The sequence below is a fragment of the Streptomyces sp. NPDC050315 genome (assembly GCF_040655775.1).
GTDB lineage: Bacteria > Actinomycetota > Actinomycetes > Streptomycetales > Streptomycetaceae > Streptomyces.
In genome coordinates this window covers 181,776-200,083 of the sequence record NZ_JBFAKN010000001.1, presented here as the reverse complement: position 1 = coordinate 200,083, position 18,308 = coordinate 181,776, and the positions used below count along the sequence as shown (strand labels likewise).

At 68.3% G+C, this 18,308-nt stretch carries 17 protein-coding genes and 1 pseudogene; 10 read left to right on the top strand and 8 right to left on the bottom strand.

The features are described 5' to 3' along the window. Positions 1 to 138: 138 nt before the first annotated feature. The 4 genes and pseudogenes from AB0I82_RS00925 to AB0I82_RS00910 all read right to left on the bottom strand — a co-directional run. Complete coding sequence (locus AB0I82_RS00925; RefSeq protein WP_363254871.1) at positions 139 to 1,116, bottom strand: EamA family transporter; 978 nt, start codon at positions 1,114 to 1,116, stop codon at positions 139 to 141. A 113-nt stretch (positions 1,117 to 1,229) separates the two neighbouring features. After that, positions 1,230 to 1,823, bottom strand: coding sequence for a DUF4232 domain-containing protein (locus tag AB0I82_RS00920; RefSeq protein WP_363254870.1), 594 nt, complete (start codon positions 1,821 to 1,823; stop codon positions 1,230 to 1,232). 130 nt (positions 1,824 to 1,953) lie between these two features. After that, on the bottom strand, positions 1,954 to 2,106 hold the full coding sequence (locus AB0I82_RS00915; protein ID WP_363256106.1) for a hypothetical protein: 153 nt from the start codon (positions 2,104 to 2,106) through the stop codon (positions 1,954 to 1,956). Positions 2,107 to 2,234: 128 nt separating this feature from the next. Beyond that, positions 2,235 to 2,291: pseudogene (locus AB0I82_RS00910) on the bottom strand (hypothetical protein); the annotation flags it as partial. Positions 2,292 to 3,673: 1,382 nt separating this feature from the next. On the opposite strand from AB0I82_RS00910, the gene AB0I82_RS00905 reads away from it, so the two are divergent. The 3 genes from AB0I82_RS00905 (at position 3,674) to AB0I82_RS00895 (ending at position 6,790) form a co-directional block, all read left to right on the top strand. Continuing rightward, positions 3,674 to 4,537, top strand: a complete 864-nt coding sequence (locus tag AB0I82_RS00905) for a lamin tail domain-containing protein (protein ID WP_363254869.1) — start codon at positions 3,674 to 3,676, stop codon at positions 4,535 to 4,537. Positions 4,538 to 5,165: 628 nt separating this feature from the next. Beyond that, complete coding sequence (locus AB0I82_RS00900) at positions 5,166 to 5,828, top strand: DedA family protein (protein ID WP_363254868.1); 663 nt, start codon at positions 5,166 to 5,168, stop codon at positions 5,826 to 5,828. A gap of 392 nt (positions 5,829 to 6,220) precedes the next feature. After that, entirely contained in the window at positions 6,221 to 6,790 is a 570-nt protein-coding gene (locus AB0I82_RS00895; RefSeq protein WP_363254867.1) for a gamma carbonic anhydrase family protein, read from the top strand. 685 nt (positions 6,791 to 7,475) lie between these two features. Here the strand turns inward: AB0I82_RS00895 and AB0I82_RS00890 are convergent. Then, positions 7,476 to 7,895, bottom strand: a complete 420-nt coding sequence (locus AB0I82_RS00890; protein ID WP_363254866.1) for a PPOX class F420-dependent oxidoreductase — start codon at positions 7,893 to 7,895, stop codon at positions 7,476 to 7,478. Between the two features lie 351 nt (positions 7,896 to 8,246). After that, a complete protein-coding gene (locus AB0I82_RS00885; RefSeq protein WP_363254865.1) occupies positions 8,247 to 9,419 on the bottom strand; it encodes an ROK family transcriptional regulator in 1,173 nt (390 codons plus the stop codon). 224 nt (positions 9,420 to 9,643) lie between these two features. Between AB0I82_RS00885 and AB0I82_RS00880 the strand changes: the two genes are divergently transcribed. The 4 genes from AB0I82_RS00880 to AB0I82_RS00865 all read left to right on the top strand — a co-directional run bounded on the left by AB0I82_RS00880 (position 9,644) and on the right by AB0I82_RS00865 (position 14,331). After that, a complete protein-coding gene (locus AB0I82_RS00880) occupies positions 9,644 to 10,615 on the top strand; it encodes a sugar ABC transporter permease (RefSeq protein WP_363254864.1) in 972 nt (323 codons plus the stop codon). A gap of 12 nt (positions 10,616 to 10,627) precedes the next feature. Further along, positions 10,628 to 11,584, top strand: coding sequence for a carbohydrate ABC transporter permease (locus tag AB0I82_RS00875; protein WP_363254863.1), 957 nt, complete (start codon positions 10,628 to 10,630; stop codon positions 11,582 to 11,584). 137 nt (positions 11,585 to 11,721) lie between these two features. Next, positions 11,722 to 13,035 (top strand): sugar ABC transporter substrate-binding protein, encoded by a 1,314-nt coding sequence (locus AB0I82_RS00870; RefSeq protein WP_363254862.1) that lies wholly within the window; start codon positions 11,722 to 11,724, stop codon positions 13,033 to 13,035. Between the two features lie 93 nt (positions 13,036 to 13,128). Continuing rightward, complete coding sequence (locus tag AB0I82_RS00865; protein ID WP_363254861.1) at positions 13,129 to 14,331, top strand: Gfo/Idh/MocA family oxidoreductase; 1,203 nt, start codon at positions 13,129 to 13,131, stop codon at positions 14,329 to 14,331. Positions 14,332 to 14,345: 14 nt separating this feature from the next. Here the strand turns inward: AB0I82_RS00865 and AB0I82_RS00860 are convergent, their stop codons facing one another. Beyond that, positions 14,346 to 14,528, bottom strand: a complete 183-nt coding sequence (locus AB0I82_RS00860; RefSeq protein ID WP_363256026.1) for a helix-turn-helix domain-containing protein — start codon at positions 14,526 to 14,528, stop codon at positions 14,346 to 14,348. A 596-nt stretch (positions 14,529 to 15,124) separates the two neighbouring features. Here AB0I82_RS00860 and AB0I82_RS00855 point away from each other — a divergent pair. After that, the gene (locus AB0I82_RS00855) at positions 15,125 to 15,976 is read left to right on the top strand and encodes an acyltransferase (RefSeq protein WP_363254860.1); all 852 of its coding nucleotides are present in this window, start codon (positions 15,125 to 15,127) and stop codon (positions 15,974 to 15,976) included. Here AB0I82_RS00855 and AB0I82_RS00850 read toward each other — a convergent pair. Beyond that, positions 15,932 to 16,801 carry an EamA family transporter gene (locus AB0I82_RS00850; protein WP_363254859.1) on the bottom strand — a complete coding sequence of 290 codons (870 nt, stop codon included), beginning with the start codon at positions 16,799 to 16,801 and terminating at the stop codon, positions 15,932 to 15,934. The two genes, AB0I82_RS00855 and AB0I82_RS00850, sit on opposite strands and share 45 nt — an antisense overlap. A 152-nt stretch (positions 16,802 to 16,953) precedes the next feature. Here AB0I82_RS00850 and AB0I82_RS00845 point away from each other — a divergent pair, with 152 nt between their 5' ends. Both AB0I82_RS00845 and AB0I82_RS00840 read left to right on the top strand, forming a co-directional pair. After that, entirely contained in the window at positions 16,954 to 17,565 is a 612-nt protein-coding gene (locus AB0I82_RS00845) for an XRE family transcriptional regulator (RefSeq protein WP_363254858.1), read from the top strand. A 140-nt stretch (positions 17,566 to 17,705) separates the two neighbouring features. Beyond that, positions 17,706 to 18,257 (top strand): YbaK/EbsC family protein, encoded by a 552-nt coding sequence (locus tag AB0I82_RS00840; RefSeq protein ID WP_363256025.1) that lies wholly within the window; start codon positions 17,706 to 17,708, stop codon positions 18,255 to 18,257. Positions 18,258 to 18,308: the final 51 nt, after the last annotated feature.

Here is an 18,308-nt window from a genome sequence, read left to right as displayed (position 1 = left end):
GACAGCAGCACCTCGCCGCATCTCCGCCGGGCCACAATCACGGACGAAGACAGCCGCGGCCTGTTCCTCCTCGCCCAGTTCGACGACCCGGAGCTGTGGGGCGCGACGCGCGCGGCCGCTGATGCGAAGCTCGGCGACTTACTCGATCGGCGCTTTGAGACCGTCGCTGCCGGCCCGCGAAGGATGTTCACTCGACCTCGGCGATGGCTTGCCCTTCGTGCGTACTCGTGAACTCCGGCGCTCGCCGGCCCCCAGGTATGTGGCAGCGATGGAGGCACAGGCGACGGACGCAATGCCGAGCCACTGCGGCCAGGCGAGCCGTTGGCCGAGAATGAGAAGACCGAACAGGGCGCCGACGGCCGGCTCCAGGCTCGTGAGTACGCCGAACACACGAGGTGGAATCCGGCGCAACGCCTCCAGATTGAGCGAGTACGGCAGCACGCTGGATGCCACCGCCACCACGGCGGCCACCCACAGCACATGTGGATCCAGGAGTGCGCTGCCGGCGTGGGCGACGCCGTACGGAGCACTCAGCAACGCTGCCCACAACACCGCCAGCGCTAGGCCCTGGCCGCCGCTGAGGCGTCGCGCCATGCGGGAGGAGACGAGGATGTAACCGGCCCAGCAGGAGGCTGCCACCGCGGCCAAGGCCAGGCCGCCCGGGGCCAACGGGACGCCGCCCCCGCTGAGTAGCAGGACACCGCCGGCCGCCAGGCACGCGGGCAGCAGGTCGACCAGTCGTCGCGAACCGGCGAGGGCGATGACGAACGGCCCGAGAAACTCGATTGTCGCCACGGCGCCCAATGGAATGTGCTTCACCGCCTCGTAGAAGGCGAGGTGGTGTGCCGCCAGCAGGGCCCCGGCAGCGATCACCGTCCCCCAGGCACCCTTCACCGAACGCAACGCCTGCCGCCGCGGACGCCACAACAGGCACAGAAAGACGCCCGCAATCAACAACCGAAGGAACACCACACCCGCGGCACCCACCTGCGGGTACACCCGGGGCGCGAAGGCCGCACCGAACTGGATTCCGCACACACCACCCAGCACCAGCCCAGGGGCGGGCACCTTCCCCACGACCTTGGCGAACCCCCGAGTCGCGCCGCTCTCCTGCATTCCTTCGTCCGAGTTCCTGCCGACTTGGGCCTTGGGCTGATGTGGGCCTTGGGCTGATGTGTCGGTTCACGCTACCGGTCCGTGGCCTGCGGCTGGCCCTGAACAGCGACCGGTCAGAAATCGTACGGCTTTGTGGTGTTCCAGTTGGTGACGTCGGCGTCGGACCAGGTGAACTTCGAGGGCACACCCTTGCCGTCGAAGGCCTGCTGCCCGGTGGCCGGACCAGTGTCGCTGGTCTGGTCGCGCATGGCGAGGGAGAGTTCCGAGGAGGTGTGGTTCTTCGTGTTGTAGGCGAAGAGGGCGACGGCGGAGTAGACCTTGCCTCCGGGCCGGACCGTGATCCGGGTGCTGCCGCCCGGGGCGTCCTTCTTCGAGTGAGGCAGGACGTTGGAAGTGTCCCCGAGGATGACGGACGGATAGGAAGTGACCCAGCAGGACTTGGAGTCGGTGTTCCGTGCGGTGATCAGCAGGTGCTCACCCTGCTGCTTCGGGAAGCGGTGCAGCACGGAGTACGACATCTCGTCGCCGTCGCACTGACGTGTGCCGGCGGCGTGCGCGGCGGTGGTGAGCTTGCCGGAGCTCGCGGCGGCCTTGACGCCGCTGTCGCTGTCGCCGACGCTGTCCGAGCCTCCACAGGCGGTCAGGCCCAGGGCCAGTGCGGCGGTGGCGGCGGCCAGGGCGGCGGCGCGGATTCGGAAGGTACGCATGCTGGATCCCCCGTGCGATGGTGTGGGTTCGGCCGGTTCCGCGGAGTCGTTCCCGCGGTGGTACCAGGCTGACCGCGGCGGCTAACGTTCCGCTGACGCCCCGCTGACGGTGTCGTCCCCGGCGGTTTGGTCATGTGCGGTGTCCGATCTCCCGGTGTGCCGGGGCTGCGGAGCCCACGGTGTTCTCTCCGAAGCCGAGGTCCATGTCGCCGGTGTGCACGAGGGTGCCGAGCCTGCGTGGGCGAGCGGGGGTGTGGCGGGTGGTGTTGTGCAGTGATTCCACCGCGTCGCACCAGATGTCGAGGTCCGGGGCGGCGCTGAGCCGGTGGGAGCGGGCTGTGGCGCGGCAGTGGGCTGGGCGATCACGAGAATGCCGGAGGCGAAGGCTTCCACCGCGACCCGCCCCCAGGACTCGTACAGGCTCGGCATCAGCACGACACGCGAGCGGCGGTAGACGTGCTCGCGCATTTCCTTGCCCGAAACGCCGTCGATGACTTCGCAGTTGGGCAGCCGCGGCGGCGGCACGACCTGCTGCCCGTACGCGCCGCGTACACCGAGGAACCGCCACTCCGGGGTTCAGGCAGCGATCTGCCAGAAGAGGTCACCGCCCTTGTCGGCGTTGAGGTTCACCAGGGTGGCGCACTCGCCCGGTTCGGTGCGGTATTCCTCCGCGATCACGGGAGGACGGACGACGACCGTGCACTTGGGCAGGAATTCCTGGGGATAGCGGGCAAAGAAGATCTCGCCGTCCCGCCGGATCCATTCGCTGTTGTAGACGACGAGATCGGCACCTGCCGCGTTGTGAAAGCTCGTGGCAGATCACCCTCCTGGTATGGGACGACCCGCACGCCGTCGATCTCGTAACTCCTCTCGATGCTTCCCGGATGCGACAGCCACACCGTGATCCGATGGCCGCGCTCGGCCAGCGGGCGCAACATCGAGTGCAGCATCCGCTCCGACCCCGCGTTGTGGGCCGGTGGATACCCGTAGCCCCGGGCCGCGATGGACATGCTGCGGGAGCCGGGGGTTGCGGGCGGCCGGTGCGGGCGGGATGCCACCGTGTCCACTTGCGTGTACTCTCTCTTCGGATGGAATGAGATGGGACTCGCGTTGACTCGTCTTACGCGGCGACGACGCGGAAGAGCGTGGAGACCGACTCCGTGCCCGACAGGGCCAGGTCGACGTTCTCGAACGTGAGGGTCTGCCCGAAGCTCTCGGACAAGTTCCCGGACAAGGTCCCCGGGACGTCTCGTCCCCGGAGATGAAGTAGGAACCGGTCGCACGGTGTTCCAACTCCAGCGTCACCCGCCGCGAGGACAACGGTTGGCTGGTCGTGTCGAGGATGCGCACGCTTCCCCGGGCCCTGAAGGTGAACGAGTCGTACCCAGGCACACAACGCGAGCAACACATCACCACCCCATGCGTCACACGGCACAGCTTTCCAGAGCCCTGGTGAAGCGCCGCCCCAGTGCGGCACTTGCTCTTGAGGGCTAACGGCCGAGCGCGGCCCCGGGTCGTTCGGGGCAAGCACATATCCACCGCACGCGAAAACAGTTGGGAAGATGCCATGCTGATGGGATGAAGATGCACTGACCGGAATTTTTCGTTTAGCGTGGGCCGGTACTGGGAAATGCCGTCCAGCTGATTCCGGCCGGGGGTTCGCGCTCCGCGATGCCGCCAAACAAAGATTCGAGGCCGGGTTCTATTGGCGCGAGGTATTTCGCCAATCTTCTCAACTCGCCGCTTTCGCAATGAGCTTGGGCCGCCAGAGGGCGCCCCGTTGGTTAGAGTCGCACCGCCGACCTCTCGTCGGCGTGCACCGCACCCACCCCTGAAGAAAAGGATGGTGTATGTCCACCGTCACCACATCCGGTACCTGGCCCTCCCTCAGCACGAACCCGCCCAACCTCGAAGGGTTGAGCACCGAGAACGTCAAGTGGGGTATTCCCGCGGGCGGGGGCGGTAAGAGCGGCTATGCGTTCGCCGGTGGCACGAGGGAAGTGAAGCTGGACGGTTCGGAGTTCACCTTAGGGACGTTCACCCACCAGAACTTCCCGATCCAGGCGATGCCGCAGAGCCAGTTCCAGGTCGATCTCGCGGTACGCATCCGGTTCGAGGAGGACGACACCGACCGTAATTTCAGCTTCCGATTCCGGCACAACGAGACGGACAATGCCGGCCCGACGCCTGACGACGAGGTCGACCTGCCCACCAGGGTCTCGCCGGAAACCGTGACCATCGACGGCGAGGAATACGCGGTCGTCATTACCGGCTTCAAGCAGAACGGTCAGATCGTCACCAAGTTCATCAGCCCGGAGAACGGCGCCAACAGCGCGGACATCGTCGCCGTACTCTCCCGGGTCGGCGCCCCGGACGTGGTCATCGCCGACGTACGGTACAAGGGCGAGGTCAAGCGCACCCAGGCCGACGAGTACGTGGAGATCGTCAACCGGGGCACCGCACCCGCCGACATCTCCGGTTGGGTCCTCGGCGCCGACGACCCCGGCCAGGATTTCCCCTTCCCGCCCGGCACAGTGCTCCAGCCCGGCGACCGCATCCGCGTCTACACCAACCAGGTGCACCCCCAGTGGGGCGGCTTCTCCTACGGCAAGGGCCGGCCCATCTGGAACGACAGCGGCGACACCGCCAGGCTCCGCGACGCCAACGGCACCATCGTCTCCGACTACAACTACGGCACCGCCGCGACCCCCTGACCCCACCGGCCGGACGGCCGAACACGACAGGTCCGTGCCACCTGGGGCCCATCCGCCGCACCGATAGATCCGGCGGATGGGCCCCAGCCCCGTCGCCGGATCGTCGGACGGTTGGCGCGGGAGTCGTCGGACGGTTGGCGCGGGAGCGGGTCAGCCGTTGGGCGAGCACAGGCGTCGGGCGCTGCGGGCACCGCCACAGCCACCGCCGACCTGGGCCGGTCCGCCGAGGAGATGATCGCCGAGCTGAGTACCATCCGGACCCTCTCCCCCCCGAACGGCTGAGCCACTGGTTCTCCGGGCCCTCAGGCGCTTCACAGCACCGATCTGCGACCGCTAATCGATAAATCGATAGGTGCTGGAGAGATGCGCTGGATGGCGGCGCTGCAGAATCTGCCGGCGACCGCGGGCAACTGATGCGCTCCACGTTGCGTCCCACCCTCTGATGCACATCTGATGTGCATCTGATGCAGAGTGGCCGAGGCCGCTGAACAGCGACTGTCGGCTGTCGTGCGCCACGCGCGGCAGCCGCATGCCTGACCAGCAGATCGAGTACCCTTCCCTGACGTGCGGCGTCGCGCGTCAGGGGGCGGCCCGTGGATGGGCCCGATATGAGGTGGAGGAAGCCGAGTTGCACGTCCAGGAGTGGCTCGAGTCCGTACCGGCGGTGAGCGTCTACCTCCTGGTGGGGGTGATCATCGGGCTGGAGAGCCTGGGCATTCCGCTGCCGGGCGAGATCGTCCTCGTCAGCGCGTCGCTGCTGGCCGCGACGCAGGACCACATCAACCCGGTCGTGCTGGGCACGTGCGCGACGGTCGGCGCGATCGTCGGCGACTCCATCGGGTACCTCATCGGCCGCAAGGGCGGGCAGCCGCTGCTGGACTGGGCCGGGCGGAAGTTCCCCCGCCACTTCGGGCCCGAGCACGTCGCGATGGCCGAGGCGAAGTTCGACAAGTGGGGCATGTGGGCGGTCTTCTTCGGACGGTTCATCGCTCTGCTCCGGATCTTCGCCGGACCGCTGTCGGGCGTACTGCGGATGCCGTACTGGAAGTTCCTGATCGCCAACATCCTGGGCGGCATCGTCTGGGCGGGCGGCACCACCGCGCTGATCTACAGCGTCGGCATCGTCGCGGAGCCCTGGCTGAAGCGCTTCTCCTGGCTGGGCCTGGTCGCCGCGGTCCTCTTCGGCCTCGGCTCGCTGATCGTCATGAAGCGCCGAGCGGCCAAGGCCACGACCACGGCCACCGCTGACCAGCAGGAACGTCAGCCGGCCGCCGCCGCGGCAACGGACTGACCACTGTCCCGGATCACCCCGGGTACTTTGCGTACGCGCCTCACACGACGCCAGCGATCTTCTCTCGCACGATCTTCCTCTTCTGGTCTTCCTCTTGTGATCTTCGCCCCAGTGAGGCGAGGCCCTGACGTACGTCGCCTACGGTGCTCTCGGCGCAACACGTTCAGCGACTGCCGCGGAGGTATCGGTGTCGATGTTGGTGTAGGCGTCGGTACCAGTGACAGTGTCAGTGCCGATGGCGGTGACAGTTGCAATGACCCGCCACTGACCCGCCACTGACCCGCCACCGACCTGGCACCGAGATCGACACGACACTGACACCGTGTATCGCCACCCGGTACAGCACTGACGAGACGTGACGAAGCGCGACAACACGTGACGAGGAGACAGCGATGGCGGAACAGGCATTGATTTCCGGGGTCGGCGGGCCGGAGCCGAGGATCGACCCCGACGCGTTCACCGCTCCCACCTCCGTCGTGCTCGGCGAGGTCACCATGGCTGCCGGTTCGAGCGTCTGGTACCAGAGCGTCCTGCGGGCCGACGGCGGCCCCATCGCCATCGGTGCCGAGAGCAACATCCAGGACAACTGCACCGTCCACGTCGACCCGGGCTTCCCGGTCTCGGTCGGCGAGCGCGTGTCGGTCGGGCACAACGCGGTACTGCACGGCTGCACCATCGAGGACGACGTGCTGGTCGGCATGGGCGCCACGGTACTGAACGGCGCCCGCATCGGCGCCGGCTCCCTTGTGGCCGCGCAGGCGTTGGTTCCGCAGGGGATGCAGGTGCCGCCCGGTTCGCTGGTCGCCGGAGTACCGGCCAAGGTCAAGCGCGAGCTGACCGACGAAGAACGCGACTCCATCAAGCTGAACGCCGCCGTCTACGTCGACCTCGCCACCCGCCACCGCCAAACCGTCCAGCCCGGCAACGCCCCAGCCAAGCCGACACAGCCCGACGAGGCATAGCCGTACCTGTAGGCGCACTGGAGCCGCAGCCGCTGCCTCAGCGGCAGCCGCCGGTGGCCGCTGCCGACGCAGGCCTGGGATGGAAGCCGCCGGTGGCCGCCGCGCCCCAGGTCTGGGCTGCAAGCCGTCAGGTGACGGCCGCTGCTGTCTAGGCTGGGCCGGAAGACGCCAGTGGCCGTCGCGCCGAGCCTCGGGGCTAGGCCGGAAAGCGCCGGTGGCCGTCGCTGAGTCACGACTGGGCCGAAGCCGAGCCGCGCGGCCGAGCTGCCCGGCTGCGGAAACCGGGGCAGCACCAGGAGGCGATGGCGGGCGCCGAGCCGCGGCTCCGGCAGAGACCTGGCCCCGCCCCGAGCGGCCGCCGGCGCCAGCGGTACGGCTGTGACTCGCGCGCCGCAATCCGATCCGGCACCGGGACCGGGACCGGACAGCCCGGCGCCGACCATTGGGCCCGAACGAGAGCCCGGGCCGATGGGCCGGTACTGCGGGCGGACCGGTACCGCGCACCCGGCCAGTACTGCGGACCGGGGCGGGCACTGCGCACCGGGCCGGTTCCGCGGACCGGGGCGGTACCCCGGATTGGACAGGTACCGCGGACCGCGCGGACCGGGTGGGCACTGCCGACCGGGGGTACTGGCGAACCGGGCCGAGCCGGTGCACGCCGGGGGAGTCGTCCCCGGCCCGGCGATCACCCCGGCTGGCTGCTGTCCTTAAGCGTGCCCCAGCCGTGCCAGCGATCGATCTCGATCCAGGCGCTGACCCGCTTGCGGTCCCGCTGTGGGTACTCCTTTCCCATGTAGTGCTGGGCCAGCTGGTCGATGTCGGCGAGGCCCTCGTCGTCACGCAGTTCGACGACGCGCCCGATGATGCTGATGTGCGTGTACCAGCTCTCCTCATCGAGCACGGTGAGCGTCACCCGCGGGTCCTTACGCACATGGCTCAGCCGCTTACGGCCCTCGTCCATGTTGACCAGCACCCGACCGTCGTCCCAGAGGTACCAGGTGGCCGTGGACACCGGCTGGCCGTCGGACCGGAGCGTGGTGATGACAGCCGGATTCGGCTTCCTCAGCATGGCGACAGCGGCCTCGGGAAGCGGCGGATTCGACATGGACTCTCCTCCTCGTTGTGCGTGCGTTCACGTCCCGCGGCCCAGGCACCGCACGAGCGGTCCCAGCCACGAGACGCACCTGCACCGTGCCACATCCCGCTCGTCGCATCCCGCATCCACCCCCTCGGCGTCTGCCCTATGGCCTAGCGCTTCCCCTGCCGATCACATGCATCTACGTCCTTCGCCGACGCACCACCCCTGCGCGCCCTGTCGACCCCAAGTCACAAACCACAAACCACAAGCCATCGGCCACAGGTCGCAGTACACAGGCCGCAGACCAGCCCCGGCTGACCAGCGCCCGCTGCCCCTGGCATTGCGCGGCTGTTCCCGTCTCCTCCCGTCCCCGACCGCTCACACCTCCTTCGCGCCCAGGACCAGTACTTGAATGGCCAGGACTGCTGCGCCGCGGGCCCATTGGTGGAAGTCGGAGACCTTGGTCTCCATGACGATGGGGTCTGCCAGCGGGTGACGGTTGGCGGATATTGCCTCCTCGACGGCCGGGCCGGCGACATCGACCAAGCCCACGCCCTCGCCGGCGAGCAGTATCTTCTGCGGCAGGGCGAAGTTGGCGATCTGGGCCACCAGCGTGCCCAGGCCTCGCGCCGCTTCGTCGATCACCCGTGACGCCACGGGATCGCCGGCCGCGGCGAGGGCCAGGACCTCGTCGTAGTCAACCTCTCGGCCGGTGGCGGCCTGCACCTGGTAACAGATGTTCGGGATGGTCAGAAGGGCGATGGCGCTGCCGCGCTCGCCGTCGGGTGTGAGCGGGCCGTTCGGGTTGATGATCCAGCGCTTGCCGACGCCGCGCCCGTCATCGCTGGAGCGGATCAGCTTTCCGTCCAGCACCAGGCCGTATCCGATGCCCGCGCCGATCGTGAGGACCGCGAACCGCTCGAGTCCGCGGCCCGCGCCGAACCACGCTTCGGCCTCGATCAGCGCCGCGACATCGTTCTCGACCACCACGGGCAGGCCGGAGCGTTCCTCGACGAGCTCGGCTATACGCACGTCCGACCAGCCGAGGAAGGCGGATTCGGCGACGACGGCACGCTCCTGGACGCGGCCGCCCACGCCGATGCCGATGCCGGCCAGCTGCGGAAAGTCGTGCCCGAAAGCGTCTGCCATGTCGTGCAGCAGGTCCGCGACCTCGTGCGGGTCGTGCGTGGTGAGCGGCCGGGAGTGCTGGGCGACGACCTCGCTCCTGAGCGTGGTGACCACTCCATAGACCGTGTCTGCCGTGATCTTGAAACCGGCGAAGTGCCGCGACTCGGCGATGATGTCCAGCGGCTGCGACGGACGCCCCTGCCTGCCCACCGCGGCCGTGGCGAACTCCTCCACCGGTAGGTGCGATTCGATCAGCAGCCCGGACTCGAGCAGTGGCTTGGTCAGCCGGGTGAGGCTGCCGGGCGACAGCTCCAGCCGCCGGGCGATTTCCGTACGTGAGAGCGGTCCGTGGGTCAGTACCTCCAGTGCCACGGCCCGTTCACCGGGGGTCAGCGGCAACCAGCTCGCGGCAAGTGTGCTCATGGGGTCCTCGCACAGGTGTGAAGGGGTGGGCCTCAGTCCGTCCGACGTTACCGAGACCGCCTGGAACAACGTTCAGATTAGTTTTCTGGCGGAAGTAAGGGCAAGGAGATTCATCACTCTGAGTGATTCACTGGTTCGAAGAAAGCTTTGTGCGCGACCCTTGACGTCATGATTGTTCTGTCGTGAAAGTAAAGCGAGATGAGTCGCCGACGAGGGAGTCGCAAATGACCGTCGCCTCCAACAGCCTGCCGACGCGCCTGCGTTGGCGTCCGGCTGCATCAACACGGCCCGCAGGCGCGAAACGAGCCCGCGAGCGGGACGGCGGCGGGCGTGGGGACGGGGGCCTGGCCGCGATCTTCCTCGCGCCCGCGATGTTCGGCTTCCTGGTGTTCCTGCTCTGGCCCACCCTCCGCGGCATCTGGCTCAGCTTCACTCAGTACAACCTTCTCACCCCGGCCGAGTGGGTCGGCTTCGACAACTACGTCCGCCTGGCCCATGACCCCCTCTTCTGGGAGTCCCTGTGGATCACCGTCGAGTACGTCGTGATCAACATCAGTGTGCAGACCCTGGCGGCCCTGGCGATCGCCGTGCTCATGCAGCGACTCACGCAGTCGGCCGTGCTGCGAGGCATCGTGCTGGCGCCCTACCTCGTATCCAACGTCGTCGCCGGCATCGTCTGGCTGTGGCTGCTCGACACCCAGCTCGGTATCGGCAACCGCATCCTCGGCGCCCTGGGCATGGACCACATCCCCTTCCTGGCGGACGAGACCTGGGCGATCCCGACCCTCGCCCTCATCAACGTCTGGCGGCACGTCGGTTACACCGCACTACTGCTCTTCGCCGGGCTGCAGGCGATACCGGGCGAGGTGTACGAAGCCGCGAAGGTCGACGGCGCGAGCGAATGGCGGATGTTCCGGCGTGTGACGCTGCCGCTGCTGCGACCGGTGCTCGCCGTGGTCCTCATCATGACGGTGATCGGATCATTCCAGGTCTTCGACACCGTCGCCGTGACCACCGCCGGCGGCCCGGCCAACGCGACCAACGTCCTCCAGCTCTACATCTACAACTCCGCCTTCGGCCGCTTCCAGTTCGGCTACGCCTCGGCGATGTCCGTCGCGCTGCTGGCCGTGCTCAGCGTGATCACCGTCCTCCAGTACCGGCTCACCCGAGCCGGTCGCACAGACCTCGGCCAGTAAGGAGCCGCTGCCATGGCTGTTACCGTCACCGCGCGCGCCGACGCGCCGGGACATCCCGGTGCACCGGCGTCCGGAGCCTCCCCGGTCCGTCGTCGCCGTATCTCGCCCGGTCGGGTATTCGCCTGGGTCGTGATGGCCGCGATCATCGCCATCACCCTGCTGCCCTTCTACTGGATCCTGCGCACGGCGCTCTCCGCCAACCCCGCCCTGACCGCCAACCCCTCGTCCCCACTTCCGGTCGGCCTCACCGGAGGAGGCTTCGCCCGGGTCCTCGGCCTGCAGAGCACCGAGGAGGCGCTCGCCCAGGGCGGTGCGGGCGGCTCCATCGACTTCTGGCGCTACCTGGCCAATTCGACGATCGTCGCCACGGCGGTAACGGTCTGTCAGGTCCTCTTCTCCGCCATGGCCGCCTACGCCTTCGCGCGGCTGCGATGGCGTGGGCGGGACCGGGTGTTCGCGCTGTTCCTCGCCGGGCTCATGGTGCCCACGATCTTCACCCTGCTGCCGAACTTCGTGCTCATCAAAGAGCTCGGGCTCGTGGACACGCTGCTCGGTGTCGCCCTGCCCAGTCTGTTCATGACGCCGTTCGCCGTGTTCTTCCTGCGGCAGTTCTTCATGAACCTGCCCCGTGAGGTCGAAGAGGCCGCCTTGCTGGACGGCGCCGGCAAGATACGGATCTTCTTCCGGCTGCTGCTGCCCATGGCGTCCACGCCGGTCGTCACCCTCTGCGTGCTGACGTACATCACCGCCTGGAACGACTACTTCTGGCCGCTGATGGTGTCGTACAGCGACAGTTCCCGGGTGCTGACCGTGGCGCTCAGCATCTTCCGGGCCCAGACACCGCAGACCGGCACGGACTGGTCGGGCCTGATGGCAGCGACGCTCATCGCGGCGCTCCCGATGCTCGTCCTCTTCGCATGCTGTGCGCGCCGCATCGTCAACTCGATTGGTTTCAGCGGGATCAAGTAGCAGGGAAGGGAGGGAACACAGTGCGGAGAAGCATCGGATCTCGTGCGTCGTTCGCCATGCCGTTCCGGGCGCGGAGGGGCGGGCGTGCTCGCAGGCCGGGCCGCTGGGGCCGGGTTTGGCTCTCGGGGGCCGTCGCCATGGCGTTGGGCCTGGCTTCCGGGTGCGGTACGCAGGACGTGTCCGCGGGTGCCGGCGGGCGGGACACCGTCACGTACTGGTTGTGGGATGCGAATCAGTTGCCTGCGTACGAAGCGTGCGCCAAGGATTTCGAGCAGCAGCACCCCGGTCTCGACGTAAAGATCACCCAGATGGGATGGGAGGACTACTGGACCAAGCTCGCGTCCAGCTTCATCGCGGGGACCCAACCCGATGTCTTCACCAACCACGTCCAGAAGTTCACCCAGTTCGTCGACTTGAAGGTGCTCGCCCCGCTGGACGAGCTGCCGCTGACCAGGAAGATCGAGGACTCCGCCTATCAGCCCGGTCTCGGCGCTGCTTGGAAGGGACAGGACGGCCACCGTTACGGCGCTCCGAAGGACTGGGACACGATCGCCCTGTTCTTCAACAAGAAAATGGCCGCGGCCGCCGGCCTCTCCACGGCCGACCTGGACCGTCTCACCTGGAATCCCGAGGACGGCGGCACGTTCGAGAAGGCCATCGCCCACCTCACGGTCGACGTCCACGGCGTCCGCGGTGACGAACCGGGCTTCGACCGCGAGCACGTCAAGGTATACGGCCTGGCCACCAACGATGGCGGGGACGCCGACGGCCAGACTCAGTGGAGCAGCTTCGCCGCTTCAGCAGGCTGGCAGTACACCGACAGGAAGACCTGGGGCACGCACTACAACTACGGCCAGAAGACCTTTCGGGACGTGGTCGACTGGTACTTCGGCCTCGCGAAGAAGGGCTACCTGGCGCCGTTCAAGAACTACTCGGAGACGAACGGCCCCGAGGCCCAGGTGGGCTCCGGCACGGCGGCGGCCGCCTTGCACGGCTCATGGATGATCAAGACGTTCCACGGCATGAAGGGCGTCGACATCGGCACTGCGCGGACTCCCATCGGTCCCACCGGCGAACGCGCCACCATGATGAACGGCCTCGCCGATTCCATATCGAAGCACGCGCGGAACAAGAAGGGCGCCGAGCGGTGGGTGGCGTACCTCGCCTCCGACGCGTGCCAGAAGACCGTCGGTCAGTACGGGATCGTCTTCCCCGCGACCAAGGGCGGTACGGACGCCGCCGTTGCCGCGTATGCCGAGCAGGGTATCGACGTCATGGCCTTCACCCGGCCGGTGGCCGACAGGACGACGTTCTCCTTCCCGATCACCGCTCACGCGGCGGACGTGTACGGCCTGATGCGGCCCGCCATGCAGGACATCTACGCCAACGGGGCCGCGGTCAGCAGCCTCACCCGGACCAACCGTCAGATCAATCTCCTGTTCTCCCAGTGATGTTTCCCAGTGATCGCCTTCCAACGATCCCTGCCCAGTGATCGCCTCCCAGTGGGGGGAAGCTCCCTCACTCAGCGAAAGGACCCCATCTCCATGACGTTCTCCCTCGGAATCGTCGGCGCCGGGCAATTTTCCGGGCAATTCGCCACGCTTTTCCATGCCCACCCCGGAGTGGGCGATGTGTACGTCACCGATCTGCTTCCCGAGCGCGCCGAGCATCTGGTCGCAGCGGAGGGGCTCACCGGCACGTACCCCTCGTACGAGGACATGCTCGCGTCGGACGTGGATGCCGTAGCGATCTTCACTCAGCGCTGGACCCATGGCCCGCTCGTCGTGCAGGGGCTGCGGGCGGGCAAGCACGTGTACTCCGCGGTCCCGATGGCGGTGAGCGAGGAGGAGATCGCCGCGATCATCGACGCCGTACGCGAGACGGGCCTGACGTACATGATGGGTGAGACCAGCCAGTACAACCCGGCCACCGTCTACGCCCGGAACCAGCTGGCGGACGGTGCCTTCGGCCGGCTCTTCTACGCCGAGGGTGACTACGTACACGACATGGACCTCGGCTTCTACGAGGCGTACCAGTACAGCGGTGGCGAGAACTGGAAGGCCACCGCCAGTTATCCGCCGCTGCTCTACCCGACCCACTCCGTCGGCGGTGTGCTCGGCGCCTGGCTGACGCACGCGGTGAGTGTCTCGGCCATCGGCGTCACGGACAGCCGGGGGGACGGGGTGTTCGACAAGGGGGTCAGCCAGTTCGGCAACGACATGTCCAATGCGACGGCGCTGTTCGAGGTCGCGGGGGGCGGCTCGTTCCGTACGAACGAATTTCGGAGGGTGGGTTATCCGTCCCATATACGGGAGTCGCGTTTCCGGTTCTTCGGTACCGACGGCAGCATGGAGCAGCTCGCCGCGGTGAGCTGCTGGCAGGACAAGAAGGGGGTCAAGGACATCACCGAGCTCCTGCAGCCCAAGCCCACTCTGTCACCCGACGACCCGTCGCTGCGCCATGTGGCACCCGCGCTGCGTGACGCCTTCACCTCGGGCTCCGCGCCCGTGCACGACCGGTCCCGGCTGCCGCGGGAATTCGACCATATGCACAACGGGCACGAGGGGAGCCATCACTTCTTGGTCGACGACTTCGTCACGGCGGTGAACACCCGCACGCTGCCGTCCGTGAATGCCTGGGTCGCCGCCCGCTACACCCTGCCGGGCATCGTCGCCCATGAGTCGGCGCAGCGGGGTGGGGAGCGGCTGCCGATACCGGACTTCGGGGATGCGCCGGAAGGGGTGTGAGGGGAAGTGTTCGATCATGGTGTGTGGTGGTGCAGGCGGAGGGCCAGGTGTATGGCCAGTGCGCGTGGTGTGCCTGTCGGGTCGCCGCCGAGCAGGGTGAAAGCACGGCGCAGGCGGGCGTAGAGGGACTGGCGCTGGAGGTGGAGTAGTTCGGCGGTACGGGTCTTGCCGAAGCCGGTCTCGAAATAGGTCCCCAGCGTGGTGAGCAGCAGGTCCCGCTCCGGGGTGCGGAGCGCCGGGAGCGGGCGAGCTGCTCACGGCCCAGGGCGTCGGCCGGCGCGTGGAAGGAGTCGGCCAGCAGCCGCCGTTCGACGCTCAGGTCGGTCGCGTCAATGAGGGTACGGGGATGGGGCGGGGACGGGAACGGGGACGCGATGGCGGGCAGGGGCAGGGCAGGGGCAGGGAAGGGCGGCGACAGGCTGGTGGAGATTCCTGTGCGCTGGGGGCTGGATGAGTGGGAGCAGTACGCGTTCTATCCGGGGTGGGCCGGGAGCGGGAGCGGAGGCATCGAGAGTCCGGGCGGCCGTCGCGGGCTGCCACGTTGGAGAGGGTCGATCGAGGTCGTGCGGGGGATGGCGGGCATGTGGGTCAGCACGCTTGCGGAGATCGCGGAGCATACGGAGCGCGTGGTGGAGGAGGTTCGGGCCGTACGGAGTGCGTGGTGGTGGAGATTCGGACCGTACGGCGGATCGACGTGCCGGGTCTGTCAGGGGAGGGGAAGGGGCCGCTCATGGGGTGAAGATCACAGGTCGGAGCGGGGTGCGTTGGCCTTACTGGTGAGTACGGTGAGCGGGTGCGTGCGAAGAAGAACGTGTTCTCATCTGTCGGGGCCTGGCGGCGGCGGGCCGCGTCGTGGGTCGTGCACCGGGGTACGCGTTGGGTGCAGGAGGCCGGCGCGGTGACGGCCGAGCGACCCGGGCCGTACCGCTTCCGCCGTATCGGGGACGGCACCAGGCTCGCCTATCCCCAGGGCACGGTTTTCGGTGAGCAGTGGATCGAGCTGGGCGAGTACTGCATCATCGGCGAGCAGGTCACGCTGACCGCCGGGATGATGCCGGGGCTCGATCTCGGCCCGGAGTCCGTACTGCGGCTGGGCAACGGGGTCGTGCTGGGGCGCGGCAGCCATGTTGTCGCCTCGCAGACCGTCACCATCGGGGACGAGGTCTACTGCGGCCCGTATGTCTACATCACCAGCGACAACCATTCGTACGACGATCCGGCGCAGCCTGTGGGCAAGCAGTGGCCGCGGACCGCGCCCGTCGAGATCGGCAGCGGATCCTGGCTGGGCGCGGGGGCGGTGATCCTGCCGGGCGCACGGCTGGGGCGGAACGTCGTGGTCGCGGCGGGCGCGGTCGTGCGCGGTGAGGTGCCCGACCATGCCGTGGTCGCCGGGGCGCCCGCCAAGGTCGTCCGCACCTGGGACCCGGCGGCGGGCTGGCAGCCGCCGTTGCGTACACCGCCGCCGGTACCGATCCCCGAAGGCGTCACGCCGGATCAGCTGCTGGCGCTGGCGGATTCGGAGATGGGGTCGGAGGCGGAGGCGCGATCGGAGGCTACCGCAACGACCGCCGGGACCGTCCCGGAACCCGCCTCCCTCACCTCACCCGCTGGAAGCCAGCAGAGCCGTGCCCGCGAGGGCCAGTGAGGCGCCTGCTGTCTGGATGGCGCGCAGCCGTTCCTTGAGCACGCCCATCGCGGCGACCGCGGTGACGACGGGGTAGAGCGAGGCGAGGACGGCGGCGACGGTGACCGGGCCGCTCTGCGTGGCGATCGCGTACGTGCCGTTGGCCGCGACGTCGGCGATGCCGACGAACGCCAGTGCCGGGAAGGCGGCGCGGATGACGGCCAGGCCGCCTTCGGGCAGCGCGGGTGTGCCGCGCCGGGTCGCCACGTACAGGGCCGCGCCGCCGACCGCGACGTTGCACACGCGCTGGACGAACAGGGCGAGGAAGAGCCCGGTCACGTTCGTGGACGCCTCGGAGATGAAGGCCATCACCGCGCCGAAGCCGAACGCCGCGATGAGGGTCAGTACGACGGCCTCGCGGGTGATCGCGCCGCCGCCGCGCTGCGGTCCACCGGCCAGCACCACGCCGACGACGGCCACCACCATGCCCGCGATCTGCACCAGGCCGGGGCGCTCGCCGCCTATGAAACCCACGCCGAGCGGCACGAGGACGCTGCCGAGCGAGGCGACCGGCGAGATCACGCCCATCGGGCCGAGCGCGAGCGCGCGGTAGAAGCAGAGCATGGCCGCCGGGCCGACGATGCCGGCCGCGACGGCGAACCACAGCTGCGGCGCGGCCGCGTGCCAGGCGCCGGTGGCGACGACGATCGCGCCGAGCACCGCCGCGGCGATCACCTGCGAGACGACCACGACGGTCAGTGCCTGCATGCGTCGGGTGAGCAGCCCGCCGCCGAAGTCGGCGGCTCCCCAGAGAAAACTGCTGGCCAGGGCGAATACCGCGGTCATGGTGTCAGTCCTCGCAAGTACAGTGTGATGAACGATGTAGTGCAGGACAGCGTAGTTCAGGATGATGTACCTCGTCATCCAAAATATTTGACCTCGATGACCTCGATGACCTCGGCCCCGTTGTCGATGAGTGGATTGGACTGGATGGAACGGTGACGGATCTCGATCAGCTCACGCAGTCGCTGGCCCGCAACCTCAAGAACTGGCGCGCCGAGAGGGGCTACACGCTCGATGCCCTGGCCGCCCGTGCGGGCGTGAGCCGCGGCATGATCATCCAGATCGAGCAGGCGCGGACGAACCCGAGCGTGGGGACGACCGTGAAGCTCGCCGACGCCCTCGGCATCAGCATCACCACGCTCCTGGAGTACGACCAGGGGCCGCAGGTGCGGATCGTCGCGCCCGGCGACGCGGTACGGATGTGGTCGACCGAGGCCGGTAGTTACACTTCGCTGCTCGTCGGTACGGAGGCGCCCGGCCCGTTCGAGATGTGGGAGTGGCGGCTGATGCCGGGTGAGCACAGTGAATCGGACCCGCATCCGGCGGGGACGACGGAGCTGCTCCATGTGCGCAGCGGGGAGCTGATCCTTGTCGTGGACGGGGGCGAGCATGCGATACCGGCGGGTGCGTCGGCCACGTTCGAGGCGTCGGCCGCGCACGCGTATCGCAATGACGGCGAGGAGGTCGTGGAGATGACGATGGCGGTGCTCGTTCCGTCCGGGCGTTGGGCCCCATCGCCCAGTCCGGCCGTTGAGCCCCGCCGCTGAAACCGCCCGCTGCGTCCGGAAAGTGAGACAGGAGCGTGACAGGGGTCAGTCGCGGTCATGATCCTGTTAGCTTGACGGACATGTCGACATCAGTGCCTGCCTCCTCTTCGCCATCCTCCTCTTCGTCCGCGTCCACCCCCATGGACGCCTTCGACGATGTCCGGCCCGCCGTTGAGTGCCTGGACCTGCTGCCCGAGCCCGTCGCCGCCGCGATCCGCGACTGGCAGGGGCCGGTGGACGTCAAGCAGCTTCTGCACGTGGACACCGACCCGGCCATCGCCGACACCGCGCTGCTCGTCGAGCACTACGGCTCCTGGCTGCTCGAACAGTCCGCGAACTGCGTCGTGGTGGCGGGCAAGCGCGGTGACACCGTCACTCTCGCCGGCTGCGTGGTGCTCTCCACCACCCGCGTGGACGTCAACGGCGTCGTACGCCGCGAACTGGGCTCCCGCAAGGCGTCGTTCGCCCCGATGGACACCGCGGTCGGCCAGAGCGGCATGGAGTACGGCGGCATCACGCCCATCGGGCTGCCCGCCGACTGGCCGCTCCTGGTGGACGCGGCCGTCGCCGAGGCTCCGTACCTTCTGATCGGCAGCGGCGCGCGGCGCGGCAAGCTCATCGTTCCGGGTGAGGCGCTCGCGAACCTGCCGGGGGCGCGGGTGCTGGAGGGGCTGGGACGCGCCGTCGGCTGAACCAGTGGGGGCAGACAGTCGGCGGCCGGGGCCTAGCGCCGGTATCCAAGA

What these genes read in the sequence shown, in the direction of transcription:
- AB0I82_RS00840 (WP_363256025.1), top strand. Translation starts at nt 17,706, where the DNA reads ATGGACGCCTTCGACGATGTCCGGCCCGCCGTTGAGTGCCTGGACCTG.
- AB0I82_RS00870 (WP_363254862.1), top strand. Translation starts at nt 11,722, where the DNA reads ATGGCGTTGGGCCTGGCTTCCGGGTGCGGTACGCAGGACGTGTCCGCG.
- AB0I82_RS00875 (WP_363254863.1), top strand. Translation starts at nt 10,628, where the DNA reads ATGGCTGTTACCGTCACCGCGCGCGCCGACGCGCCGGGACATCCCGGT.
- AB0I82_RS00850 (WP_363254859.1), bottom strand. Translation starts at nt 16,801, where the DNA reads ATGACCGCGGTATTCGCCCTGGCCAGCAGTTTTCTCTGGGGAGCCGCC.
- AB0I82_RS00890 (WP_363254866.1), bottom strand. Translation starts at nt 7,895, where the DNA reads ATGTCGAATCCGCCGCTTCCCGAGGCCGCTGTCGCCATGCTGAGGAAG.
- AB0I82_RS00905 (WP_363254869.1), top strand. Translation starts at nt 3,674, where the DNA reads ATGTCCACCGTCACCACATCCGGTACCTGGCCCTCCCTCAGCACGAAC.
- AB0I82_RS00920 (WP_363254870.1), bottom strand. Translation starts at nt 1,823, where the DNA reads ATGCGTACCTTCCGAATCCGCGCCGCCGCCCTGGCCGCCGCCACCGCC.
- AB0I82_RS00880 (WP_363254864.1), top strand. Translation starts at nt 9,644, where the DNA reads ATGACCGTCGCCTCCAACAGCCTGCCGACGCGCCTGCGTTGGCGTCCG.
- AB0I82_RS00895 (WP_363254867.1), top strand. Translation starts at nt 6,221, where the DNA reads ATGGCGGAACAGGCATTGATTTCCGGGGTCGGCGGGCCGGAGCCGAGG.
- AB0I82_RS00865 (WP_363254861.1), top strand. Translation starts at nt 13,129, where the DNA reads ATGACGTTCTCCCTCGGAATCGTCGGCGCCGGGCAATTTTCCGGGCAA.
- AB0I82_RS00885 (WP_363254865.1), bottom strand. Translation starts at nt 9,419, where the DNA reads ATGAGCACACTTGCCGCGAGCTGGTTGCCGCTGACCCCCGGTGAACGG.
- AB0I82_RS00925 (WP_363254871.1), bottom strand. Translation starts at nt 1,116, where the DNA reads ATGCAGGAGAGCGGCGCGACTCGGGGGTTCGCCAAGGTCGTGGGGAAG.